17 protein-coding genes, 1 tRNA gene and 2 pseudogenes are annotated in these 22,376 nt (G+C 70.1%); 5 read left to right on the top strand and 15 right to left on the bottom strand.

The features are described 5' to 3' along the window. The first annotated feature begins 51 nt into the window (after positions 1-51). Complete coding sequence (locus ACFU5O_RS22040) at positions 52-1,308, top strand: LuxR C-terminal-related transcriptional regulator (protein WP_384243013.1); 1,257 nt, start codon at positions 52-54, stop codon at positions 1,306-1,308. Positions 1,309-1,500: 192 nt separating this feature from the next. Then, positions 1,501-3,201, top strand: a complete 1,701-nt coding sequence (locus tag ACFU5O_RS22045) for a bifunctional 3'-5' exonuclease/DNA polymerase (RefSeq protein WP_384243016.1) — start codon at positions 1,501-1,503, stop codon at positions 3,199-3,201. A 431-nt stretch (positions 3,202-3,632) separates the two neighbouring features. On the opposite strand, the gene ACFU5O_RS22050 is transcribed toward ACFU5O_RS22045, so the two are convergent. From ACFU5O_RS22050 to ACFU5O_RS22060, 3 genes are all read right to left on the bottom strand, one after another. Then, positions 3,633-4,592: a D-2-hydroxyacid dehydrogenase family protein gene (locus ACFU5O_RS22050; RefSeq protein ID WP_384243257.1), complete on the bottom strand. Its 960-nt coding sequence runs from the start codon at positions 4,590-4,592 to the stop codon at positions 3,633-3,635. A gap of 239 nt (positions 4,593-4,831) precedes the next feature. After that, positions 4,832-5,041, bottom strand: a complete 210-nt coding sequence (locus ACFU5O_RS22055) for a hypothetical protein (protein ID WP_384243018.1) — start codon at positions 5,039-5,041, stop codon at positions 4,832-4,834. 101 nt (positions 5,042-5,142) lie between these two features. Further along, positions 5,143-6,171, bottom strand: a complete 1,029-nt coding sequence (locus tag ACFU5O_RS22060; RefSeq protein ID WP_384243021.1) for a LuxR C-terminal-related transcriptional regulator — start codon at positions 6,169-6,171, stop codon at positions 5,143-5,145. A gap of 281 nt (positions 6,172-6,452) precedes the next feature. On the opposite strand from ACFU5O_RS22060, the gene ACFU5O_RS22065 reads away from it, so the two are divergent. Then, positions 6,453-6,989: a DUF6817 domain-containing protein gene (locus ACFU5O_RS22065; protein WP_384243024.1), complete on the top strand. Its 537-nt coding sequence runs from the start codon at positions 6,453-6,455 to the stop codon at positions 6,987-6,989. A gap of 70 nt (positions 6,990-7,059) precedes the next feature. Here the strand turns inward: ACFU5O_RS22065 and asnB are convergent, their stop codons facing one another. The 9 genes from asnB to ACFU5O_RS22110 are packed head-to-tail and all read right to left on the bottom strand — an operon-like array spanning position 7,060 to position 18,526. Then, complete coding sequence (asnB, locus tag ACFU5O_RS22070) at positions 7,060-8,904, bottom strand: asparagine synthase (glutamine-hydrolyzing) (protein ID WP_384243025.1); 1,845 nt, start codon at positions 8,902-8,904, stop codon at positions 7,060-7,062. After that, the gene (locus tag ACFU5O_RS22075; RefSeq protein ID WP_384243026.1) at positions 8,904-9,923 is read right to left on the bottom strand and encodes an LLM class flavin-dependent oxidoreductase; all 1,020 of its coding nucleotides are present in this window, start codon (positions 9,921-9,923) and stop codon (positions 8,904-8,906) included. The genes asnB and ACFU5O_RS22075 overlap by 1 nt, the downstream gene beginning before the upstream one ends. Further along, complete coding sequence (locus tag ACFU5O_RS22080; RefSeq protein ID WP_384243028.1) at positions 9,920-11,176, bottom strand: MFS transporter; 1,257 nt, start codon at positions 11,174-11,176, stop codon at positions 9,920-9,922. Before ACFU5O_RS22080 ends, ACFU5O_RS22075 begins: the two co-directional genes overlap by 4 nt. Further along, a complete protein-coding gene (locus ACFU5O_RS22085; protein ID WP_384243259.1) occupies positions 11,177-12,427 on the bottom strand; it encodes a GNAT family N-acetyltransferase in 1,251 nt (416 codons plus the stop codon). It lies immediately after the preceding gene. Beyond that, on the bottom strand, positions 12,427-13,791 hold the full coding sequence (locus ACFU5O_RS22090; RefSeq protein WP_384243031.1) for a DUF6002 family protein: 1,365 nt from the start codon (positions 13,789-13,791) through the stop codon (positions 12,427-12,429). Before ACFU5O_RS22090 ends, ACFU5O_RS22085 begins: the two co-directional genes overlap by 1 nt. 53 nt (positions 13,792-13,844) lie before the next feature. Then, positions 13,845-15,056, bottom strand: coding sequence for a cytochrome P450 (locus ACFU5O_RS22095; protein ID WP_384243033.1), 1,212 nt, complete (start codon positions 15,054-15,056; stop codon positions 13,845-13,847). 23 nt (positions 15,057-15,079) lie between these two features. Then, complete coding sequence (locus ACFU5O_RS22100) at positions 15,080-16,330, bottom strand: MFS transporter (RefSeq protein WP_384243036.1); 1,251 nt, start codon at positions 16,328-16,330, stop codon at positions 15,080-15,082. Beyond that, entirely contained in the window at positions 16,330-17,352 is a 1,023-nt protein-coding gene (locus ACFU5O_RS22105) for an aspartyl/asparaginyl beta-hydroxylase domain-containing protein (RefSeq protein ID WP_384243039.1), read from the bottom strand. The genes ACFU5O_RS22100 and ACFU5O_RS22105 overlap by 1 nt, the downstream gene beginning before the upstream one ends. Next, positions 17,345-18,526: a cytochrome P450 gene (locus ACFU5O_RS22110; RefSeq protein ID WP_384243042.1), complete on the bottom strand. Its 1,182-nt coding sequence runs from the start codon at positions 18,524-18,526 to the stop codon at positions 17,345-17,347. The genes ACFU5O_RS22105 and ACFU5O_RS22110 overlap by 8 nt, the downstream gene beginning before the upstream one ends. A 673-nt stretch (positions 18,527-19,199) precedes the next feature. Here ACFU5O_RS22110 and ACFU5O_RS22115 point away from each other — a divergent pair. Next, positions 19,200-19,319: pseudogene (locus ACFU5O_RS22115) on the top strand (AAA family ATPase); the annotation flags it as partial. Positions 19,320-19,380: 61 nt separating this feature from the next. On the opposite strand, the gene ACFU5O_RS22120 reads toward ACFU5O_RS22115, so the two are convergent. After that, a complete protein-coding gene (locus tag ACFU5O_RS22120) occupies positions 19,381-19,962 on the bottom strand; it encodes a MepB family protein (protein WP_384243043.1) in 582 nt (193 codons plus the stop codon). Between the two features lie 92 nt (positions 19,963-20,054). Here ACFU5O_RS22120 and ACFU5O_RS22125 point away from each other — a divergent pair. Continuing rightward, positions 20,055-20,492, top strand: a pseudogene (locus ACFU5O_RS22125) (tyrosine-type recombinase/integrase); the annotation flags it as partial. A gap of 107 nt (positions 20,493-20,599) precedes the next feature. Here the strand turns inward: ACFU5O_RS22125 and ACFU5O_RS22130 are convergent. Next, a tRNA-Thr gene (locus ACFU5O_RS22130) sits at positions 20,600-20,676 on the bottom strand. A gap of 97 nt (positions 20,677-20,773) precedes the next feature. Further along, on the bottom strand, positions 20,774-22,318 hold the full coding sequence (locus tag ACFU5O_RS22135) for an alpha/beta hydrolase (RefSeq protein ID WP_384243046.1): 1,545 nt from the start codon (positions 22,316-22,318) through the stop codon (positions 20,774-20,776). Positions 22,319-22,376 lie beyond the last annotated feature (58 nt).

Here is a 22,376-nt window from a genome sequence, read left to right on the forward strand (position 1 = left end):
CTGGCCGAAAGACCGGCCGCCCGCCCGAACCTCACGATTACGCTGATCCGCATGGAGCTGACCGGAGCCGTGCCCGCCCTGACCGCCGCCTACGACGTCATCCGGCAGCCGCTCGGCGAGATCCTGCCCCGGCTGTCGTCCGTCCTGTCCGGGCTCGTCCCGCACCGGGCGGCGGCCGAGCTCTCCACCCACTGCGCCCACTCACCGCTCAAGGCGCACGGGGAGCCGGAGATCGTGGACCGCACGACCACGGCCGACCTGGCCCCGCTGCTCGCGTCGGGGATCGCCGGCCGGCCGTGGCAGGGGACCGTAGGTTTCGGTGGAGCCGAGCGGCCCGTCCTCGCCGTCACCAGCGACGCGACCCCGCGGGGTGCGGTCCTGGTGCTGGTCAGGGACGACCACACCCCGGTGGACGAGGCGGTCGTCGCCCTCGTCCAGGCCATGTGGGACCTGGTGACCAGTCATTTCGAACGGCTTTCCGCGGAGGCCGTGCCTGGGGCGCTGGCCCGCTCCAGGACAGCGGCCCAGACCCGCGCCCGGGTGATCGCGGAGCTCGGCGAGACGCATGCCGCGTCGCTCACCGGGCTGCTGGGCGTGCTGCGCAGCCGCAGTCTCGACGACGGCGCCGCCCGTGCCGCGGCGACCGATCTGGCCGTGTCGGCCCTGGTCGAGCTGCGGGCCGAGGCGGAGCGCGACCAGGAGATCGCGGAGGAGCCGGCCGGGCAGGCCTTCGCCCGGCTCGCCGCCTCGCTGAAGCCGCTGGTGCGCTACAGCTCCGTCCGCCTGGAGCTGGCGGAGCCGGAGAACTCCCGGACGCTGGCCGCCGACGTGGCGCACACCGCGCGGGCGGTCGTCCGGGCGGTACTGCTGGCCGTGCTGGAGCAGGAGTCGCTGACGCGTGTGCACGTCGGCTGGCAGCTCGACGACCGGGAGCTGCGGACGACGGTACGGGACGACGGTCCGGGGACTCTCGGCGCGGGCGCCCTCGCTCCTGGCCGGGTCGTCGAACGCCTCGACGTGCTGGGCGGGCGCCTGGAGCTGGACGCAGTGCCCGGCTGGGGCACGACCGTCATCGCGACCGTCCCGCTGGGGGCCTCGACGACGCCCGCCGCCGATCCGCTCACCACGCTCGGCAGCCGCGAGGTCGAGGTCCTGACCCACCTGGCGCTCGGCCACCGCAACCGCGTCATCGCCCAGGAGCTCCACATCAGCGAGTCGACGGTGAAGTTCCATGTGGCGAACATCCTGACCAAGCTGGGAGTGGGCTCGCGTGGGGAGGCGGCGGCACTGTTCCACGCGGCGGCGTAGCCCGGCGGCTGCGCGGCGCGGAACCTGCCGGCTCGGTGCGCCAGGACGGAACCTGCCGGCTCGGAGGCTCGGAGGCTCGGTGCGCCAGGACGGAACGTGGCGGCCGTACGCCGGGCGCCTCGGCCCTCCGTGCCCGCGTGGCAGAGCGCCGCGTACGGGCCGCTGTCAGTGTGCGGTGCCAGACTCGCACCCATGACCGAACGGTGGGCCCTGGCCCCGGCCGAAGGTGACGGGGCGCTGCTCGTCCCCCTCGGCCCCGACGGGCTGCCCGCCGGTCCCGTGCTGGCCGAGCCGGATCTCGTCGCGGCGGTCCGGGCGCGTCCTGACGTCGGGCGGGACGGGCGGTGGGTGTGGCGGTCCACCGCCGAGATCTATCCAAAGCTGCTCGCCGCCGGGCTCCGGGTCGAGCGGTGCTACGACATCGAGGACGCCGAACTGCTGCTCCTCGGGCACGAGGGGCGGCTCGGCGAGCCCCGGTCGGCGGCGGCGGCCTGGGCACGGCTGCGTCACGCGCCCGTACCGTCCGATCCCCCGCAGCGATCCGCCGAGCCGGGATCGCAGTCCTCGCTGTTCGAGCCCCAGCCGGTGCCCGTCCCGTTCGAGGGTCTGCTCGAGGTGTACGCCGATCAGCAGCGAAGACACGAGGCCGCCGAGCACCCCGGCCGGATGCGGCTGCTGACCGCCGCCGAGTCGGCGGGCATGCTGGTGGCCGCGGAGATGAACCGGTCGGGGATGCCGTGGCGCGCCGACGTCCACCGGGGGGTGCTGCACGAGCTGCTCGGTGAGCGGTACGCGGGAGGCGGCGAGCCCCGCCGGCTCGCCGCGCTCGCGGACGAGGTGTCGGCGGCCTTCGGACGGAGGGTACGGCCCGACCTGCCGGCCGATGTGGTGAAGGCCTTCGCGCAGGCGGGCATCAAGATCCGCTCGACGCGCCGCTGGGAGCTGGAGGAGATCGACCACCCGGCGGTCGAGCCGCTGATCTCGTACAAGAAGCTGTACCGGATCTGGACGGCCCACGGCTGGGGCTGGCTCCAGGACTGGGTCAGGGACGGCCGGTTCCGGCCCGAGTACCTGCCCGGCGGCACCGTCTCGGGCCGCTGGACGACCAACGGCGGAGGGGCGCTGCAGATCCCCAGGGTGATCCGGCGTGCGGTCGTCGCCGACGACGGCTGGCGGCTGGTCGTCGCGGACGCCGACCAGATGGAGCCGCGCGTGCTCGCCGCGATCTCCCGTGATCCGGGCCTGATGGAGGTCGCGGGCCACGAGGACGATCTGTACACGCGGCTGTCGGACCGCGCGTTCTCCGGCGACCGCGCCCACGCGAAACTCGCTCTGCTCGGCGCGATCTACGGCCAGACCAGCGGGGACGGACTGAAGAACCTGGCCGCGCTGCGCCGCCGTTTCCCCCTCGCCGTGGCGTACGTGGACGACGCGGCCCGTGCGGGCGAGGAGGGCAGGCTCGTCCGCACCTGGCTCGGGCGCACCAGCCCTCCGGCGGCAGGCGCGGGCGACGACGACGAGGCGGGCATTCCCCAGGAGGGCGGTGCAGAAGAGGATTCCGCACAGGGCGGCGAGTTCGTACCCGGATACGCATCGTCCAACGCCCGGGCCCGCGGCCGCTTCACCCGTAACTTCGTGGTCCAGGGCAGCGCCGCCGACTGGGCGCTGCTGATGCTCGCCGCGCTGCGCAGGGAGACGGCCGGGATGCGGGCCGAGCTGGTCTTCTTCCAGCACGACGAGGTGATCGTGCACTGTCCCGCGGAGGAGGCTCCGGCGGTCGCCGAAGCGATCCGCGCGGCCGGGGACCTGGCCGGGCGGATCGCGTTCGGGGACACACCGGTGCGGTTTCCGTTCACAACGGCCGTGGTGGAGCGCTACTCCGACGCCAAGTGACGCTCCTGGCCCGCTTGCTCGAGCGTGTTCCACTGCGCGCCGGTGGCGTCGGCCTGAGCCGGTGCATGGTCAGCGCGGGTTCGTCGCGGGTGGCGGCCTCGTGCCGGGCGGCGGAGTCGAACGCCGTGACCACGGCCCGTCGCCCGTCGGGCCGGACGGTGTCGGCGGCCCGGGCACGACTCCCTTCCCGCTCTTCTCACCTGGCAGCCCGGTGGGATGCCCGGTGCGGCCGACCGCGACTCCAGGAACTCCTCCCGCCGGCCGCTCCTCGTCCCCACCCTGCTCCCTCTTGGCTGTGCCGCTCCCTCATCTCTCTGACGCGATGGCCGGTGACGAATGTTCCAGACCGATTCGGCGAGGGCTCCGGGCGCTCGCAGCGCCGGGTGCCGCGGCGTTGTCCAGGGCCGTGACGCGGGCCTTCCGCCGGAGGGTCAGCCGAGCCGCCGTACGGGTGCACCCGCGAGGAACGCCTGGATGTCCTCGACCGCCTGGCCGTAGTAGGTCTCGTAGTTGCCGCGGGACACATAGCCGAGGTGCGGGGTCGCCAGCAGGCGCGGCGCGGTACGCATCGGATGGTCGGCCGGGAGCGGTTCGATGTCGAAGACGTCGATCGCCGCGCCGGCGATGGTGCCGTCACGCAGCGCGGCGAGGAGGGCGTCCTGATCGACGATCGCCGCCCGGGAGGTGTTCACCAGACAGCTCGTCGGCTGCATCAGACCGAGCTCCGCGGCCCCGAGCAGACCACGGGTGCGCTCGCTCAGCGCCAGGTGTACGGAGACGAAGTCACTGGTCGCCAGCAGTTCTTCCTTGGACGCGGCGAGGCCGGTGCCGACCTCGTCGGCACGCTCCTTGGTGAGGTTCTGGCTCCAGGCCACGACGTCCATGCCGAAGGCGAGCCCGATGCGGGCCACCCGGCTGCCGATCTTCCCGAGACCGAGCAGACCGAGTCGGCGTCCGTGCAGATCGGCACCCAGCGTGGACTGCCAAGGTCCGCCGCTGCGCAGTGCCGTGGACTCGGGCACGATCCCGCGGGCGAGGCCGAGCAGCAGCGCCCAGGTCAGCTCGACGGGCGGGGTGGAGGAGCTGGTCGTGCCGCACACGGTGACCCCGTGCCGCTCGGCAGCGGCGAAGTCGATCACGGAGTTGCGCATTCCGGAGGCGATCAGCAGCTTCAGCCTCGGCAGCCTGGCGAGCAGGTCCGCCGGGAAGGGCACGCGTTCGCGGAGTGTGACGACGATGTCGAAGCCGACCAGTGCGGCGGCGAGTTCGTCGTCCGTGGCGAAGTGCTCGGAGAAGGAGACGACATCGACGTCGTCGGCGACGGGAGACCAGTCGGCGACGGTGGTCGCAACGGACTGGAAGTCGTCGAGCACGGCGCAGCGAAGTCTCACGTCGGCCTTCTCCATCTTGTCCGTCCTCCGTCTTTCGTACAGGCGCCCAGCGGATCTTCAGACCGTAGCGTCTGCGGCAGAGTTGCGGACCGCCCCCGGACGTGGACTCGGAGCACATCCACTGCCACCGCCGGCGGGCGGCAGCGGCGCCTCCGCCCGTGCTGGATCACGGTTGCCCCGGAAGGCCGGAACGGACGCGAATACGCCCTCAGCGCGTGGAGGATGCGGTCGCACCCGGGTCACGCCGCGTCCCACTGGTGCGCGTGGCCTCCCCGCCACTCGACCCAGTTCGGGTCGTCGAGGAGGTCCCAGGCGTCAGGGAGTCCGGCGCGCCGCAGGAACTCGATCACGTCTCTGTCGTCGTGAGCGAGGCCCACGATCTCTCCGCGCACGGTGACCCGCCGCCCCCCGGACGGGGACGTCTGGTGCACAACGACGGGTGCGGCCATGCATCCAGGGTGCCCCCGCCGTGGGGTGATCGCAGCTGGGCGGGCGACGGGCGGCCGGCGTAACTCACGGCGGCCGGCGGCCCGCTGCCACGGCCGGACGGCTACGAGGTGTGGCTCAGCTCCTTGCTGCGGACTCTGCCCACCATTTCCGCGATCTGGGCGCGCGAGCAGAGTCCGAGTTTGCCGAAGATCCGCGTCATATGGGATTCGATGGTCTTGGGGCTGAGCGAGAGCGAGCGGGCGATCTGCTGGTTCGTGCGGCCGTTGCTCACCAGGACGGCGATCTGCCGTTCGCGTGCGGTGAGCACGGCGAGCGGTTCCGCGGGATCCTCCGGTCCTGGTTTCCCCGCAGGGCCGGTGCCGTGTGTGCTCGCGCAGGACGGACATCGATCCCGCGCTTGCACCTGCGAGGGCACCCGGACCCTGGTGGTGAACGGTACGTAGCAGACGTCGCAGGCGATGGAGCCGGGACCGTGACCGGGACCGGCACGGTTCAGGTCCTTCAGCGCGGCGATGAACCGGGGCGAGCTGCCGAGTTGCCGCTCTTTGCCGGCCATCACTCCCGCCGCATTCAATTTGGTCAGGAAAAGATCCAGCACTTCGTGCACCGGGCCCGGCCCGGCAGCGCGGGAGCGGAACCCGGAGAGCAGTGCCGGATCGAATCCGGGATCCTCCCAGCGGAGCCCCAGCGCATAGGACCAGGACAGCCGGTCCGAGACCGCAAGCGCGGCCTGTCGGTCCGTAAGGGCGTCCGCAACCTGGAACATGGAAACCAGGGCTAACGAACCCACGGTCCAGCGCGGCGATATCGGCGTACCGAACGCCAGGGCAAGCTCCTCGCCGGACAACAACACCTCGAGACGGTCACGGACGACCACAGGAAAGGGCCTTGGTTTTCCGGAGTACTTCACCCTCACCGCATGCACGACCTCGACCGGCGGACGCGGCCACAACCGCGATACCAGCAACATCCCATCGCCCCCGTATCTGCGGCCGGGATAGGATGTGCCGACCGCGACGGTAGCGATGCTGTCGGAAAGTTGACGAAGAAGCAACCGCCTTCTTCCCGCAACGTGGAATCGCTGCGAACCTTCACCATTTCCGCTGGTGGACGGCGGATGGCAGGTCATTGGCCCTCCGTTGCGGCATGGCCTTACAAGGCCGAAATGAATGAAGAGGCAACTACTTCACACGATCCCCCCAGCGCTGCCCGATGGCTGGAATCCGCCGGGGCGGGCCGGCTCCTGGCGTCGAACGCTCAAGGTCAACGGATGTCAATAGCCCGGGAGTAAGGGTTTTCCCGCCTCGCACCTCCTCACCGACGCGGGATAGCGTGCCACGCACGGCCGGCCGGCGTTCGCACGTATGCGGCGCCGGTCGGCCGCCAGGAGCCAATCTCCTTGGAGGGGAAATGAGCAAGGATTCCGTCGAGCTTCTCGAGAGTGTCGGCGCCGGGGAAATAAAGCATCCCGGCGGCACCCTGCTGGCCCATCTGCTGCGGGTCGAGGCCAAACTCGAGCAATGGGGCGCAAGGGAAGACGTCCGGGAGGCGGGACTGACTCACGCGCTCTTCGCACCGGACGGCTCCCCCGACCCGATGTATTCGATGCTCGATCTCTCAGAACGCCCCCGGGTCGCCAAAGTGATCGGCGATGCGGCTGAAAGCCTCGTATATCTCTACGGCGCCATGGACCGTAAGTACACCTACCCGCACCTGAACGACGAGTCGGACCACTGGCGCGACCGCTTCACCGGTGAGATTCGGACACTGTCGCAGCAACAAATCCGTGACCTGATGGAAATCAGCGTGGCGAACGAATGCGATATCGCGAGCCACAATCCGGTGTTCCACGCCAAGTACGGCCCTGAATTCCTCGAGCTCTTCACCCGGATGCGTCCGACCCTCAGCGACGACGCCTGGGACGAGGTCCAGAACGTTCTGGCCTGACCGCCGTCGCACTCCGCGGGAACCGCCCGCCTCCCGGCGCGCTCGACCGGCTGCGCCGTGGGGCGGGCGATCAGGATGCCCTGAGCCCGTGCGTCCGCATCCACGCGTCCGTCTCCAGCAGCGGGATCAGGAGATGAGCGGTTCCCGCGTGGGTCATCGTCCGCCCCTCGCTCCCCGCCAGCTCCAGGACTCTTTCCACGTCGAGGAGTTCGGCCAGGGGCGAGGTCCGGTCATCCAGCAGCGCCCGCACCGCCCTGCGCACCGCGGCCTCATGAGCGGGATCGTGCGCCGCCGGATAGGCCGACTTGGGGCGCATCAGCACCCGCTTCGGCAGCAGATCCGCGGCAGCCATCCGCAGCAGGGACTTCTCCCTCCCGTCCGCGGTCTTCATCGACCAGGGCACGTTCCACACGTACTCCACCAGCCGGTGATCGCAGAACGGCACCCTCACCTCCAGGCCCACGGCCATGCTCATCCGGTCCTTGCGGTCCAGCAGCATGGCGAGAGGGCCCTGCAGGCTGAAGAACAGCACCTCCCGCATCCGCGCCTCCAATCCGTCCTCGCCCGGCAGCCGGGGCACCTGGGCGCGGAGGGTCGCGTACCGGTCGGCCTCGAGTTCCGCGGGCCTCAGCTGCTTGCGGATCTCCGGGGCGAGACAGTCCGCGAGCCTGGGGGCGTCTCCCAGCCACGGGAAGGTGTCGCGCCACACCGTGGCCGGGTCGTGGAACCAGGGATAGCCTCCGAACACCTCGTCGGCAGCCTCCCCCGACAGCACGACCGTCGAGTGCTCACGCAGCGCCGCGAACATCAGGTACATCGACGTGTCGAACTGCCCGAGGCTCGGCAGATCGCGCGCCTTACGGGCGTACGGCAGCGCCCCGGCCAACTGCGCGGCGCCCAGCACGACTTCCGCGTGGTCGGTCCCGATGTGCTCGGCCGCGAGCGCGGCGTACGGCGCGTCACGCTCGGGCCGCAGGAGTGTCGGCCGGAAGTCCCGCTCCTCCCCCTCGAACCGTACGGAGTACGTGGCGAGGGACCCGTGGCCCGCACCGGCCATGCTGCGCGCCGCCAGCGCCGCCATCGCACTCGAGTCGAGTCCGCCGGAAAGCATGGCCGCCCGGGGGACGTCGGCGACCAACTGCCGCTCGACGATGTCCTCCAGGAGCTCTCGCACCTTTCCGACCGTCGTACCCAGGTCATCGGGATGTTCTCTGCTGACCAGCCGCCAGTACGGGTACTCGTGGCACCCGCGCCGGTCGACGCGCACGACATGACCGGGCTTGACCTCGCGCAGTCCACGGAGCGGAGTCTCACCGGGCAGGGCGAGCCTCGGATTGAACAGGACCGGCAGGGCATCCAGGGACAGGGACGGGACGAAGCAGGGGTGGGCCATGAGCCCCTTGGGCTCGGACGAGAACAGGACACCGTGCGGGAGGGGAGCGTAGTAGAGCGGCTTGACGCCCAGCCGGTCGCGGGCCAGCACCATTTCCTCGCGGACCGAGTCCCACACCGCGAAGGCGAACATCCCGTTCAGCCGCTCGACGCAGCCGGCGCCCCACTCCTGATAGGCCCGCAGCAGCACTTCGGTGTCCGAGCCGGTCGTGAACTCGTGCCCGGCGGCGCAGAGACGCGCGCGCAGTTCACGGAAGTTGTAGATCTCTCCCGCATACACCAGCACCACCGGAGACCGGTCGGGACCGACGTCGGCGGTCATCGGCTGCGCCCCGCCCGCCACGTCGATGACGGCCAGCCGGCGGTGCCCCAGGCCCGCGTACGGCCCCAGCCAGGTGCCCCGGCCGTCGGGTCCGCGACCGCTCATGGTGTCGGTCATGGCGTCGAGCACGCCCTGCCGCCCGTTGCCCGGGGCCCCGCACGGGTCTCCGGCGAAGTCGGCCCAGCCGACGAATCCGCACATCAGGCACTTCCCTTCTCTTCAGCGATGCCTTCGAGGTCCGGCTCCTCGGGACCCGCGGCGCCTGCGGGAGCTGCGGCGTCTGCGGGAGCTGTGCGGCCTGCGGTTCCTGCGAGGACTCCGGGCTCCGCGCCGCCCCCGGCCCCCCGTACGTGCAGTACGGCCCGCTCGAAAGCCCGCCGGTCACCCGCGAAGACGCCCTCGGCACGCGGCAGGGCCAGAACCACATCGGTGAAGCCGAGTTCGGCGCACCGCCCCAGCAGATCGGCAAGCCTCTCGGGGGAGGCACACGCATCGGCGACCACCCTGCTGAGGTGAACCATCCTCCGCAGCGGCGCACGTCCCCCGCCGGCCTCCTCGAACGCCTCGGTGCAGCGGTCCGACTGACGACGCAAGGTGGCGAACGCCTCCGCCTCCGGCTCTCCCCCGGGTGTCCGGGGGTCGCCGATGGTCACCCAGATCTCGGCGTGGCGGGCCGCCAGCCGCATCCCGCGCGGGCCCGCCGCCGCGACCGCGACGGGCAGCCGCGGCCGCCGCACGCAGCCCGGCACCATCCGCACGTCCTCGGCCCGGTAGAACCGCCCGGCGAATGTGGTCGTCCGCCCGCGGAGCAGCAGGTCGACGAGCGTGACGAACTCCTCGAAGCGGGCGCTGCGTTCACCGGCCCCCGGTGCCGGGCCGCCCAGCGCGACGCTGTCGGGTCCGGTCGCCCCCGCCCCCATGCCGAGCACGAACCGCCCCTCGCTCAGCCGGTCGAGGGCCATGGCCTGCTTGGCCGTCAGCACCGGGTGGCGGAAGTTCGGGGAGGTGACGAGAGTGCCGAGGGTCATGGTGCGTGTGTGGCAGGCAGCGGCGGCCAGGGTCGTCATGGCGTCGAACCACGGCTGGTCCCTCAGCGAGCGCCAGGACAGATGGTCCAGCGTCCACGCGTGGTCGAACCCGAGTCCTTCGGCGTCTCTCCACACACGAGCGGCCTCCCGGCCCGTGTGCTCCGGCAGGATCAGAATCCCCAGTGCCGTCATTCCGGGCCCACCCGGGCGACCACGTCGCTGCGCTCCCGACTGCTCAGGGCCCACCGGCTCGCGGCGACCGTGCCCACCCCGGCGACGAGATAGACCACCGCGAGAACGAGCCAGCCGGTCTGCGCCCATTCGACGAGCAGCACCGTCATGACTCCGGGCGCGAACATCATGGCGGCCGCCTGACCGGTGGCGAACATGCCCTGGTACTCACCGTGTGCCTCGTCCGGCGTGAGTCCGACGGACAGCCCGAAACCGCTCCCGACGAAGAACAGTTCACCGACCACGTGCACGGTGGCCGCGAGGAACAGCACGGCCAGCACGTACCGTCCGGAGCCGTGGTAGCTCGCGGCGAAGACCGCGCAGGACCCTGCGAGGAGAAGCCCGGACCACAGACCGAGCCGTCCCGCCCCGCGAACGGTCGCGCCGGCCCGGCTCACCCGGTTCTGGAAGACCACGATCACCACGGCGTTGAACCCCATGAGCACGCCCATCACCCACGGCTGTGCCCCGGTGTGCGCGGTGATCCACAGCGGCACACCGGAGTCGAGCATGCCCCAGTTCAGGGCGAGCAGACCGTTGAGCAGGGTGATCACCAGGAACGGCCGGTCGCGCAGCACCAGTACCCGCCGCCTGACCTTGCGATCGGCCAGCGACCGCACGTGCGGGACCCGCAGCAGCAGCGCCGAGGAGAGCAGGTTGACCGTGCCGTAGAGGATGATCAGCGCGAGATAGCCCGCCGTGCTGTCGGCGGACAGCACGATCCCGCCGAAGAGCGCGCCCACCACGATGCCGCCCTGGGTCATCACCCGCGCCGTCGAGATGCTGTGGAGACGGTCCTCGCCCGAGGTGAGCCCCGAGATGACCGCGATACGGATGCCGGGTGTGCTCCGTTCCGCCGCGATCATGACGCAGGTCACCGCGACGATCGCCCAGAAGTCACGTACGTACGCGTAGGAGAGGATCGCGACGCCTTGCACGACCCCGAGAGCGATGAGCATCTCGCGGGTCCCCACCCGGTCGGCGAGATAGCCGAGCGGAGCACCGAGCGCCATTCCGGCGGCTCCGGCCAGGGTGATGCCGATGCCGAACTGCGCGGTGCTCAGGCCCACCGACTTCAGGAAGAACATGGCCCAGCAGGTGAACCAGGCGCCTCGTCCCAGGGACAGCACCAGCGCGGCGAAGTAGACCGGGCCCACCGGGCGGCGCCACCACGCCAGGGTCGTCCAGCCGGGCCTGGTCGGTGTGCGGCGCATTCAGCGGGCCTCGTGCATCGAGGCGGTCGCGGGCCCGGGTGTCACGGGAGCCGCGTGACGGGCGGACGTCCCGCGTACCGGGGACGGGCGGCCGAGAAACGCGTCCAGATCGACGATGTGCGAGCCGTGCACCCCGGGGCAGTCCGCCCGGATGTTCAGCCGGGCGGGGCGCCCGGCGTCCTGGAAGTAGGTGGCACCGATCCTTCCGGCCTCGTCGACGGTCAGCATCGGAGTGGCGACCAGGAAGTCACGCACCGCGCAGGTGTCCCGGACGACACGGACGTACACGCGGCGGTCGCGGTAGTGGTCCTCGGGGTGCGCGATCGTCGGGCGGAAGCGGCGCTTGAACTGGAAGACGCCCCTGCCGGGGAAGGGGTCGGCGCCGGCGAAGTCGATGCGCCGAACCCCGTGACCCGCGGCCCACTCCATGGTCAGGTAGTAGACCGCTTTCGCCGCACCGCTGGCGTAGTGCGCCTCGTCACCGTCGAGGACGCCCAGCAGCCGCATCCGCAGCGTCCTGCCCCCGTCCTCGGTCCGGCAGAGCACTCCGGCCACGCGTTTGCCCGCTTCGTTGACGAAGAGCAGCACGCCCTGCCGGAAGAGGGCGCGCAGGGCGAGGGACCAGTCGGTGCTGCGGGTCTCCTCGCCGTGCCTGCTCGCCATGGTCGGCCGGTGCATCCGCTCGTAGAAGAACCGGAGATCCTCGACGCTCGTCGACCTCTCGTACGTCCACCGATGCTTGCGACGCAGGTTCGCGAACTGCCGCCGCTCGTTGGGCGACACGGATCTGTGCATCGCCTCCGCGTCGCCCACGACGTCGAGCAGCGCATGTACGCGGAAGGGCAGCACCAGCGAGCGGGTGCGGGGCAGCGCGAAGGCGCGGCGCCGGGAGCATCCGATCACCAGGATGTCGGCGTCCGGTGAGAGGGCACCACGGCGTATCCGGCGCCAGCCGAGCGGGGCCTCTTCCGTCGTGAGCGCGCCGCCCCGTGCGCCCGGTGCGCGTTCCTCCGGTCTTCCGGATGCGCCCTGTGCGCCCGTCTGCTGGCTGCGCAGATAGGGCAGCACATAGGTGAGCCCTTCGGGGAATCCCTGGTAGGCGAGGGTCGGCCCACGGCCGGCCGGCGTAGTGACGACGTGCGGGTACCGGCGTCCCGGAGCACTGGACCAGTGGTGCCGCAGACCCGCCCAGGCACCGGTGCCGGCGGCCCACCCGTAGCGCACCATGGCCAGGGAGTCCACGGCCTGCATCACTCCGCGCTTCCCGTGCCGACGGCGGCGGCCTCGAGCAGGGCGCGGCCGAGGCCGGCGGAACCCTCGACCTCGCACACCGACCGGGCGGAGAGCGGTACGAAGTCGTCGTCGGCGTAGGACCCCGACCCGTGGACGATCACCTCGTCCGCACGGAGCAGCCCGCGGTCGATACCGGTCAGCACCCCCGTCATCACCATGACCAGGGACCACTCGCGCAGGGCGCGCGGGTCGGCCGGCAGCCGGACCCCTCCACCGGCGAGCAGTGCACGTATCTCGGCGTAGCGAGCGAGGCATTCGTACAGCGAAACCACCACCCCACCCCCGCCGTCCCGGCGGATGATCTCGTTCATGTCCGGTGAAGTGGCAGGCGTACGGGTGTAGAAGGTCGAGTCCAGCTCCTCGGTCGGGCTGAAGGTGGCGGCGGGGTAGTGGGCGTCGTCGTCCTGCCGGTAGAGCCGGGTCACCGGATCCTCGCGGTACGCCGGCACCGTCGTCCCGTACAGGCTCTGCACCATGTCTGCGGTGGCCAGGTGCTGCACGAGGAAGTACTGCGGCCGTTCCGCCCGTTCGGGCAGCAGCGTCGATCCGAAGTGGTGCCCGAGCAGGCCGAAGGCGCTGGAAACGGCGTGCGCGTGGGCGCGGACCACGCCGGGCGCGCACGGGACGGCCGTATCCTCCGCGAAGGCCCGTACGGCGTCGGCACAGCGGTAGTTGTCCAGTTCCAGGGTGTGCCAGAGGCGGAATCCGTACCGGCTGAAGAGCTCCGTGGCGCAGCTCTTCGCGGCTTCCACGGCGGCCGGCTTCACCTGCCCGGCGTCCTCGCCGCCGAGTACGCACAGGGGATTGCGGGCGGCGAGACGGGGATCGTCGGAGAGTTCGGAGCCCCAGAGCTTCGGCCTCGCCGCCTCCGGGACGACGGTGACGATCCTCAGTTGCTCGGGCGTGGCCAGACCGGTGCGGTAGGCCCGCAGGACCGCGTCACGAAGTGCCGTGGCCTTGTTGGCAGAGGACGGCGTCAGGATCATCACCCGCTCGCCGGTGACCTCGGCATGGCGTACCGCCCGGGCCACGATGACGTGCGAGGCGAGGGACTTGACCGTGCGGGTCCCGGGATTGCCCATGAGGTCGAGCAGCACCAGTCTGGTGTCCGCCACCGGACCCAGTTCCGCGAAGCGCAGGTCGGTCACGGCGAAGAACTCGGCGAGCCGGTCCGACGGCTCCGGCAGGGCGAAGGCCGGTTCGAAGCCGGTCGTGGGCCGACGTTGCGCGGCGGTGGCCGACAAGGCCTGCCGGAGTCTTCCGCCGAGCTCTCCGAGGACACTCACCGACATGCTCGTCGAGTCCACAAGGCCGGTAGTCATCGCGCTCCTTGAAGCGAGGGTCGAAGGTCGTGGCAATGCGGGGACCACGGTGGTCACCAGGTGACGGGCAGCCGGTACAGGCCGAAGGTCCGCTCCTCGTAGCGGAACGGCAGCTCCTCCGGGTCCACGGGGATCCGCAGGCCCGGGAACCGCTCGAAGAGCGCCTGGAGCGCGATCTCCAGTTCGGCCCGGGCGAGGTTGTGGCCCAGGCACTGGTGGACTCCGTGGCCGAACGCCAGATGACCGCGCCGCTGCCGGTGGATGTCAAAGGTGCCGGGCCGCTCGAAGACCCGCTCGTCATGGTTGGCGGAGGCACCCAGGACGAAGACGCCGTCCCCTGCCCGCAGGGTGGTGTCGCCGATGACGATGTCCTCGGTCGCGACGCGGTCGAAGGCGACCCAGTCCACGATCGAGTGGTAGCGCAGCAGTTCCTCGACGGCCGCGGGCCACAGCGCCGGGTCGGCACGCAGCGACGCGAGCTGATCCGGGTTGCTCATCAGCGTGAAGGCGGCCAGCGGCAGCATGTTGGCCGTGGTCTGGTGGCCGGACACCAGCAGCAGGAAAGCGATCCCGGTCAGTTCCTCGTGCGTCAGGTCACCGGTCGTCTGCCGGTTCCTGACGAGCCTGCCGAAGAGGTTGTCGCCCGGATCGCGTTCGGCCCTGGAAACCAATTCCGACACATAGCGCCGGATCTCCCCGACCGCCGCCTCGGCCTCCTCGGGATGGGTGAAGCCCTTGCTCATCCGGCGCGTCTGCTCCTGGAAGTGCTCCCGGTCCTCGTAGGGGACACCGAGCAGCTGACAGATCACCAGCGTCGCGACGGGCAGGCCGAAGGATTCGACGAGGTCACCTTCCCCGTGTTCCCCCATGGCGTCCAGGACCTGGTCGACCGCGGCGCGGATACCGGGCCGCATCTCCCTGCTCCGGCGCATGCTGAACTCCCCGGCCAGCATGCGGCGGTACCGGTCGTGCTCCGGCGGGTCCATGTCGATGAAGTCACCTGGGAGCCGGCCGCGGGGCGAGCCTGCGACGGCCGCGAACGGGTGCCCGGGTCTGGTGGGGTCCGTGCTCATCCGTGGATCCGTGAGGATCTGCTGCGCCTCGGCGTACCGGGTCACCAGCCAGACGGGACGGCCGTGCCGGAACCGCGCGCGCACCAGGGGTGCCTGGGCGCGCAGGGACTCGTACTCCGGCGGTGGCGCGTAGGGACACCGCCGGGGCACGGGAAAGTCCGGGTACTGCTTCTGGTCCTGGTCGTCGGCCATGTCGGGGCTCCTGCGTGCATGGGTCATGAGGCGCTGTCGGGTAGGTCGTGCATGCGGACCAGCGGCGAGAAGAGCAGCGGCAAGGTGGAGAGCACGAGTCCCGACACGCCGAGCCACAGGGCTGCTCGCACTCCGTACATCTCCCCCACCAGACCCGCCGCCAGGGCACCGACAGGCATCGCGCCCCACACCAGGAAGCGCATGGTCGCGTTCATCCGGCCCTGCATCTCGGACGCCGTGGTCGCCTGGCGGAAGCTGATCTGGCTGACGTTGTAGACGACCACGCCGATCGAGGTGAGGAAGGAACCGACGATGAAGAACCCGGCCTTGGCTCCCTGGCCGGTGAACGGGATCAGCAGCGCGAACGGCTGGAAGAGCACGGGCCCGAGCCAGATGATCCGGGCCGAACCGAGCCGCTTGACCAGGGGTTTGACGAGCATGCCCCCGCACAGGCCGCCGACGGCACCCGCGGCCAGCGAGGCTCCGTACGCCATGGGCGACAGGCCGACCTCGCTGACGAGGAAGAGGGCCTGCACCGCCAGCACGGCCGAGTACGACAGATTGGCGAGGGCCGAACGGAGCGCGATCATCCGGAGAATGCGCTCGGCGAAGACATGGCGCAGCCCCTCGCGGATCTCCCGTATCAGCCCGGGGCTGTCCTTTCGTGCACGCTGCGGCTCACCGACGCGGATCCGGCTCAGTACGGCCGCGGAGGCCAGAAAGCTGAACGCGTCGGCCACGATCGCGACCGGAGCCGTGACCAGGCCGACCAGCCAACCGCCGACGCTGGGACCGACGACCTGCGCGCCGGCCCTGCTGGTCTCCAGCTTGCCGTTGCCGTCCACCAGTTGATCGCGGTCGACCAGTGTGGGCAGATAGCTCTGACTCGCCACCTCGAAGAACACGGTCCCGATGCTCGCTCCGAGGGCCACGACGTAGAGCTGGGTGAGAGTGAGGCCGCCGAGCCAGAAGGCCAACGGGATCGAGAACAGCAGGGCCGCTCGCGCCAGGTCGGCGGTGATCATGACCGTACGGCGGCGCAGCCGGTCCACCCACACTCCCGCGGGCAGGCCGATCAGCACGAAGGCGGAGGTCTGCGCGGCCGTCAGCAGACCGGTTTCCAGCGCTCCGGCATGCATCGTCAGGATGGCCACGAGAGGCAGCGCCACCATGCCTATCTGCGAACCGGCCACGCTGACCGATTCGGCACCGAACAGCAGCATGAAGTCCCGGTGACGCAGGAGGCCGCGCGGTTCGGCGAGCCCTGCGGCCATCAAGGGTGCTCCGCCGGGCCGGCCGGGCCCGCCGTCAGGGTCAGGGCGTGCGTCCGGTCGCCCACGCGCGAACGCAACGTCACGCTCGGCTTGCCGTACGCATCCCTCGTGAACTGAATCGTGCGCTCCGTCGTCCAGCCTGCGAAACGGAACTCCCCGGCGCCCAGGTGCAGCAGCTTGAAAGCAGGCTCACCGTCGAGAGAGAGCACCAGCTGTCCGTCACTCCCGCCGACTGTCGCCGTCCGGCTGCGCGGAGAGTCCAGAAAGACGCCTTCGGCCTCGTCGAATTCGGCGAAGGAATCAGGCAGCCTGAAGGCGCAGCGGTACGACTCCAGATCGGCCGACGACACCGGAATTACCGGCAGCGAAAGCAGCGTGTGGTCCAGGACCTCGCGCGTCCTGAATTCCGCGGGGAACAACTCGAGAAGTTCCGGCGTGGGTTCGCAGTCGATGACGAGATGAACACGGGTGACGTCGTCGGAATTGCTCACCAGATGCGGCCGGGTGAAGTCGGCGTACCAGAATTCGCCGGGCTGCCAGCAGTGCACGTCCTGCTCGATGGTGAGCGTGGCACCGGGAGTCGTGATCAGCGGAACGTGCAGTCGGACGATTCCCCAGGGCAGGCCGTACTTGGTGTCGTTGTGCAGAGGGCTCGCCGCTCCGGGGCCCAGCGACTGAAGCCTCACGCAGCGCAGCGGCGCGGGAATGCGGCGCAGCAGCCGTGTGAAGTTCGGGGCCTTCCCGAGCCACGGCGTATCGGCGAACTCCTCGAGCGAAGGCCCGCCGGGATCACTGCGCTCGGGGTCTCCGCCGATGCTGCGCAGCGGGAGTTTGCGCCAGTCCACCTTGACGCCGGGCCGTAGTCCGTCGCCGCTGATGATCTGCGGCGGCAGCCATTCGGTGGAACGCAGCGCCTGCAGGTCGGCCAGCAGCCCGTCCGTTTCGAAGCGGGGTGTGAGCCGGGCCGTCGCCGGCAGCGAAGCCAGGATGGGGGCCTGCGGCCAGGGCTCGAGTTCACTCATGGCTCTGCCCTTCGGGGGTCGCTCGCAGCGTGATGGGAAGCCGTTCCGGGTACCGCAGGGTCGCCCGGAGTTCCCGATGGGCCGGGCCGGCCGCTCGAGGCGCGGCGGAAAGGTCCAGGAGGCTGCTGAGCAGCCCCCTCAGCACCACTTTCGCAAGCAGTGTTCCCGTGCACGCATGGGGCCCGCGCCCGAAGGCGAGATGCTGGTTGGGCTTGCGGTCGAGGACGAGCGCGTCCGGAGTGGAGAAGCGCTCCGGATCACGGTTGGCGGAGCCGATGAGGACCATGACGGACTGACCGCGGGCTATTCGCACGCCGCCGAAGGTGATGTCCTCGACGCAGGCTCTGCTCGTCCCCTGGATCGGGCTGTCGTACCTGATGAGTTCGTCGACGGCGGTGTCGAGCAGCAGGCGGTCGGCGCGTAGGCGCGCGAAGAGTTCCGGCTGCCGCAGCAGAGCAAGCACGGCGTTCGCGGCGGCGGAGACGGTCGTACTGAATCCGGCCAGGAACAGCACACGGGCCGTGCTCCAGATCGTCCCTTCCGGGATGTCCAGTTCCTTGCGTCCCCGTAGCGCGTGGCCGAGCATGCCGGGCCCGGAGGCGTCGACGACCCATGACTCCATGAGGTTGTCGATCGCCCGGCGGGCCTCGATGGCGGGCTGCCGGGCCTCGGGAACGAGACCGGCGTCCATGCCTCGCTCCACGGCGTCGGCGAGCTTCACGAAAGAATCGGTTTCCGGTGTGTCCACTCCCAGGACACGGGTGACGGCGCGCAGGGTGACCGGACGGGCGACATCCGCCACGAGGTCGAAGGACGGGGCCTCGGCGCGCTGCCGGAAGAGGTCGGCGGACTCCGAGGCGACGAGCTCGCCGATGCGGTCCAGGTCCTGGTGGTGCAGGGAGTTCATGAAGAGATGCCGGACCGGCGCATGATCGGGCGGATCCAGAACCTGCAGGCTCGGATGGTCCATCTCCGGCATCTCGTACCCCGCGCGGCGCCAGTCGCTGGCGAACCTCTCCGAGTCACGGAGGATCTCGGAGCATTCCTTGTACCGCGTGAACACCCAGGAATCGAGCTTTTCATGCCAGAAGACCGACTGCTCGTCACGGAGCTTCGCGTAGAACGGGTACGGATCTTCTATCAGTTCAGGAGACAACGGATCATATTCCAGCATGCCACGCCATCCTTTCGCGCCGTTCTCCACTCGCCGGAACCGGCAGGGGGGCCGGCTCGTTTCGAGCCGGCCCCAGGAATGCCGCTTGGGCTTACCAGCAGTACTTCATGATGTCCCCCTCGAACGAAAGAGATAACTTTCAAGGACGTGCTCATGCAATCAACCCCGGTGATATGCCGTCAACGGCCTGAAGGGCAGTGGAATTCCCCTCTTGTGGCGGTGGCTCGGTCCGTGATATGCGGCCGAACCCGCCTGATATCCGCGGGAGTTGTTCGAGGACGCAACACACGCCGGCGCCGTCGGGCCGCTCGGGCAGGGCGCCGGCCGGATCGCGCGAGCCACGGATCCCGACGCCGACGAGGCTCAGGCCCGCGCAACGAGCGCACCCATCACGCTCTGGGCGGCCGGCCGGTACGGCAAGCTGCTCGCCGAGCGGCTGGAGGCGCTGGGGATGCGTAACGTCCGCCTCGACTCAGCCGGCCTCACCCCGGACACCCCAGCCGTGGGCGGCGAACTTCCTGCCCTCTACGGTTCACACCGAGTGCCACCGATGGCGTGGCAATCCACGAGGCGAGCCAGGGGCGCGCACCGAGGTGGCGGCCCGTGGGGCCGGACGTCGGGGGACAGCAGCAGAGCGAGCACCCTTTGAGACCTCAACTGAGCGCGCGGGCTCACCGACTCCCGCCTCTGCGCGGCCATCGCCGACCGACTCACCTTCAACGGCACCGTCATCGAGACCGGCACCGACCACCTCACCGACACCCGCGCACGAGCCGAAGAGCCCGCCAAGGCCGGCGACTTCGTCTGGCCTCATGGCGGGGGCTTCGTCGTCCAGCTACTGACCACAGATGTGGTCAGAGGCGGCCACCGGGCCGATACAGGGCGCGGGTCCGGGCAGTGTCGACGGGCTCGCGCTCAGGCAGATGCAGAAAGTGGTTCACCTGCCACGTCTGTGTGTTGCGGGCCTGCCTGCTGGTGGTCGTCACCCACGGCGGATAGACGCGGAATCCCCGCTTCCCGCCGGAACCGTCCCTTGACACGATGTCCCGTTCGCAGAGCACGTCGCACGGGAACACGAACTGTCCGAACCGGTGGCCCTCGCGAGTGCTGATGACGAACAGATCAACGGAATCCTCGGCGTCGAAGGGCTGGATCGGCCCGCTCGGGGACCTCTTCCACACCGTGACGAACTGACCGACTTTCGTCGGAGTCGTCTTGGCCACGCGAAACCTGACCGAGAAGCCGTCCAGCGTGAACTCGCATGCCCCGTACTCAGCACTCTCTGCTTCAGGCACCGGGCGTGAGCATGTGAAGCCGCTCGGGTCGTACACCAGCGCCTTCGCCACCAACAGATCGCCGGGAATGCCGGCCTCAGTCAGCCAGGACCCGGAATCGCGGGCGCCGAGTTCCGCAGAGACGCTGTGTTCCACCGCCATACCTGCATCCTGTCACCACCGGCCATCGCACACCTGAGGGCCCCAGGCTGCCGGGCCCGCTGCTGGGAGAACGCCGGTCCGAGCAACTGCGCCGGCATGCCGGCGCATGCCCGACCCGCAAGACGCGGTGGACTGGTCTTCACGCGGCCCAAGACGAAGAAGAGCCGCAACCGGTCCCCATCCCGCCCCCGTTCATCCCACACCTCGAAGCGCACGGGGAAGCAAAGGAAGCGGCGCGTGATGCGACGGCAGAACTGTGGCAGGAGCACGATGCACTCTTCACGCGTCAGGGCGGCCGGCCGCTCGACCCTCGCGCCGACCGGCAGGAGTTCAAGGAGCTCCTGGAGGAATCCGAGATCAGTGACCGCCGCCTCTACGACGGGAGCCGCCATACCGCCGGCTCGATCCTGAACGATTCGGGCGTCGACATGCCGACCGTCATGGAGATCCTTCGGCACACGCAGATCAGCCAGCCACAGCGCTGCGTCAAGGGCCGGGCGACTCTCTCGAAGGACGCCATGCGGCGTATGGCGACATTTGGCCCGCTCTGAGGGGTGGGTCCGGGCGCGGCATGAACACGTCGCCCATCGCTGAACCAAAAACCCCAGCTCAGCGGGTTGCTGGGCTGGGGTTCAAGTGGAGCCGCCTTCGGGATTCGAACCCGAGACCTACGCATTACGAGTGCGTTGCTCTGGCCAACTGAGCTAAGGCGGCAAGCTGCCGATATACCCGTCCCGGCAGGAGCAGGTTCGCATCAGCAGCGGCGCTAAGTCTACAGGGTTGTTCGGAGTGCCCCTGACCGGGCCGGTGATCACCGGCAGCGCTTGTTCGCCGACGGGGGCGTGCCCTCCAGGAGGTAGGTGTTGATGGCCGTGTCGATGCAGTCGCTGCCGCGGCCGTACGCGGTGTGGCCGTCGCCGTCGTAGGTGAGCAGCGTGCCGGAGGAGAGCTGGCCCGCGAGGGCCTGGGCCCACTTGTACGGGGTCGCCGGGTCACGGGTCGTGCCGACGACCAGGATCGGGGCGGCTCCCTTGGCCTCGATGCGGTGGGGGGACCCGGTGGCCGCGGTGGGCCAGTACGCGCAGTTCAGGGACGCCCAGGCGAAGCCCTTGCCGAAGACCGGGGAGGCCTTCTCGAAGTCGGCGACCGCGGAGGAGACCTCTTCGGGGTTCTTGAAGGCGGGCGGCGCGTCGAGGCAGTTCACGGCGGCGTTGGCGTACATCAGGTTCGCGTACGCCCCGTCGGGCTCCCGCTCGTAGTAGGAGTCGGCCAGGGCCAGCAGCCCGTCGCCGTCACCGTCCATCGCCTGGGTCAGGGCGGTACGCAGCTGCGGCCAGGCGGCCTCGTCGTACATCGCGGCGATCACGCCGGTCGTGGCCAGCGACTCGGTGAGCTTGCGGCTCTCACCGGTGCGGACCGGGTCGGCGTCGACCTTGGTGAAGAAGGCCTTCAGCCGGGCCGCCGCGTCCGACGCGGACTTGGTGCCGAGCGGGCAGTTGGCGTGCTGCACACAGTCACCGGCGAAGGACTTGAAGGCGGTCTCGAAGCCCGCCGTCTGGTCGCGGTTCATCTGGCGGGCGGGGAGCGAGGGGTCCATGGCCCCGTCCAGGACGAGCCGGCCGACGCGGTCCGGGAAGAGCTCGGCGTAGGTCGCGCCCAGGAACGTGCCGTAAGAGGCTCCGACGTACGAGAGCTTCTTGTCGCCCAGCACGGTGCGCAGGATGTCCATGTCACGGGCCGCCTCGACGGTCGACACATGAGGCAGGACGGCTGCGGACCGCTTCTCGCAGCCTGCCGCGAAGCCCTGGTACGACTTCCTCAGATCGGTGATCTCGGCCTGGTTGTCGGGGGTCTGGTCGGTCTGCGTGTACGCGTCCATCTGCTTGTCGTCGAGGCACTTGACGGGCACGCTGCGGGCCACGCCGCGCGGATCGATCGCCACCATGTCGTACCGCGCCCGGACCGGGGCGGGATAGCCGATGCCCGCGTATCCCTGCAGATAGCCGACGGCCGAACCGCCCGGCCCTCCCGGGTTCACCAGAAGCGAGCCGATCCGCTTGCCCGGGCCTGTGGCCTTGACCCGCGCCACTGCCAGCTTGATCGACGGCCCGTCCGGCTTCGCGTAGTCCAGCGGTGCCTTGAGCGTGGCGCACTCGAACTTGGGGACACCACATTCCCGCCAGCTCAGCCGCTGGTTGTAGTACGGCTTGAGGTCGGCCGCCGCGGCCGCGGCCGGAGGCCCGGACCCCTCGGACGCCTCCGAGGGCAGAATGTCGCTGCTGCAGCCCGTGAGAAGCATCCCCGCCCCCGCGGCGAACGCGATGACGGAGATCCGGAGGCGTTGCCTGATGTCCATTCTGGGAGCCTAGCCGTACGAAGGGGGTTCATACCCCTTCAAGCACGTTTGGGTGATT

The organism is Streptomyces sp. NPDC057445 (assembly GCF_042802855.1).
In the GTDB taxonomy this organism is placed as follows: domain Bacteria; phylum Actinomycetota; class Actinomycetes; order Streptomycetales; family Streptomycetaceae; genus Streptomyces.

What these genes read in the sequence shown, in the direction of transcription:
- ACFU5O_RS22040 (WP_384243013.1), top strand. Translation starts at nt 52, where the DNA reads ATGGAGCTGACCGGAGCCGTGCCCGCCCTGACCGCCGCCTACGACGTC.
- ACFU5O_RS22045 (WP_384243016.1), top strand. Translation starts at nt 1,501, where the DNA reads ATGACCGAACGGTGGGCCCTGGCCCCGGCCGAAGGTGACGGGGCGCTG.
- ACFU5O_RS22055 (WP_384243018.1), bottom strand. Translation starts at nt 5,041, where the DNA reads ATGGCCGCACCCGTCGTTGTGCACCAGACGTCCCCGTCCGGGGGGCGG.
- ACFU5O_RS22060 (WP_384243021.1), bottom strand. Translation starts at nt 6,171, where the DNA reads ATGACCTGCCATCCGCCGTCCACCAGCGGAAATGGTGAAGGTTCGCAG.
- ACFU5O_RS22065 (WP_384243024.1), top strand. Translation starts at nt 6,453, where the DNA reads ATGAGCAAGGATTCCGTCGAGCTTCTCGAGAGTGTCGGCGCCGGGGAA.
- asnB (WP_384243025.1), bottom strand. Translation starts at nt 8,904, where the DNA reads ATGTGCGGATTCGTCGGCTGGGCCGACTTCGCCGGAGACCCGTGCGGG.
- ACFU5O_RS22075 (WP_384243026.1), bottom strand. Translation starts at nt 9,923, where the DNA reads ATGACGGCACTGGGGATTCTGATCCTGCCGGAGCACACGGGCCGGGAG.
- ACFU5O_RS22080 (WP_384243028.1), bottom strand. Translation starts at nt 11,176, where the DNA reads ATGCGCCGCACACCGACCAGGCCCGGCTGGACGACCCTGGCGTGGTGG.
- ACFU5O_RS22085 (WP_384243259.1), bottom strand. Translation starts at nt 12,427, where the DNA reads ATGCAGGCCGTGGACTCCCTGGCCATGGTGCGCTACGGGTGGGCCGCC.
- ACFU5O_RS22090 (WP_384243031.1), bottom strand. Translation starts at nt 13,791, where the DNA reads ATGACTACCGGCCTTGTGGACTCGACGAGCATGTCGGTGAGTGTCCTC.
- ACFU5O_RS22095 (WP_384243033.1), bottom strand. Translation starts at nt 15,056, where the DNA reads ATGGCCGACGACCAGGACCAGAAGCAGTACCCGGACTTTCCCGTGCCC.
- ACFU5O_RS22100 (WP_384243036.1), bottom strand. Translation starts at nt 16,330, where the DNA reads ATGGCCGCAGGGCTCGCCGAACCGCGCGGCCTCCTGCGTCACCGGGAC.
- ACFU5O_RS22105 (WP_384243039.1), bottom strand. Translation starts at nt 17,352, where the DNA reads ATGAGTGAACTCGAGCCCTGGCCGCAGGCCCCCATCCTGGCTTCGCTG.
- ACFU5O_RS22110 (WP_384243042.1), bottom strand. Translation starts at nt 18,526, where the DNA reads ATGCTGGAATATGATCCGTTGTCTCCTGAACTGATAGAAGATCCGTAC.
- ACFU5O_RS22120 (WP_384243043.1), bottom strand. Translation starts at nt 19,962, where the DNA reads ATGGCGGTGGAACACAGCGTCTCTGCGGAACTCGGCGCCCGCGATTCC.
- ACFU5O_RS22135 (WP_384243046.1), bottom strand. Translation starts at nt 22,318, where the DNA reads ATGGACATCAGGCAACGCCTCCGGATCTCCGTCATCGCGTTCGCCGCG.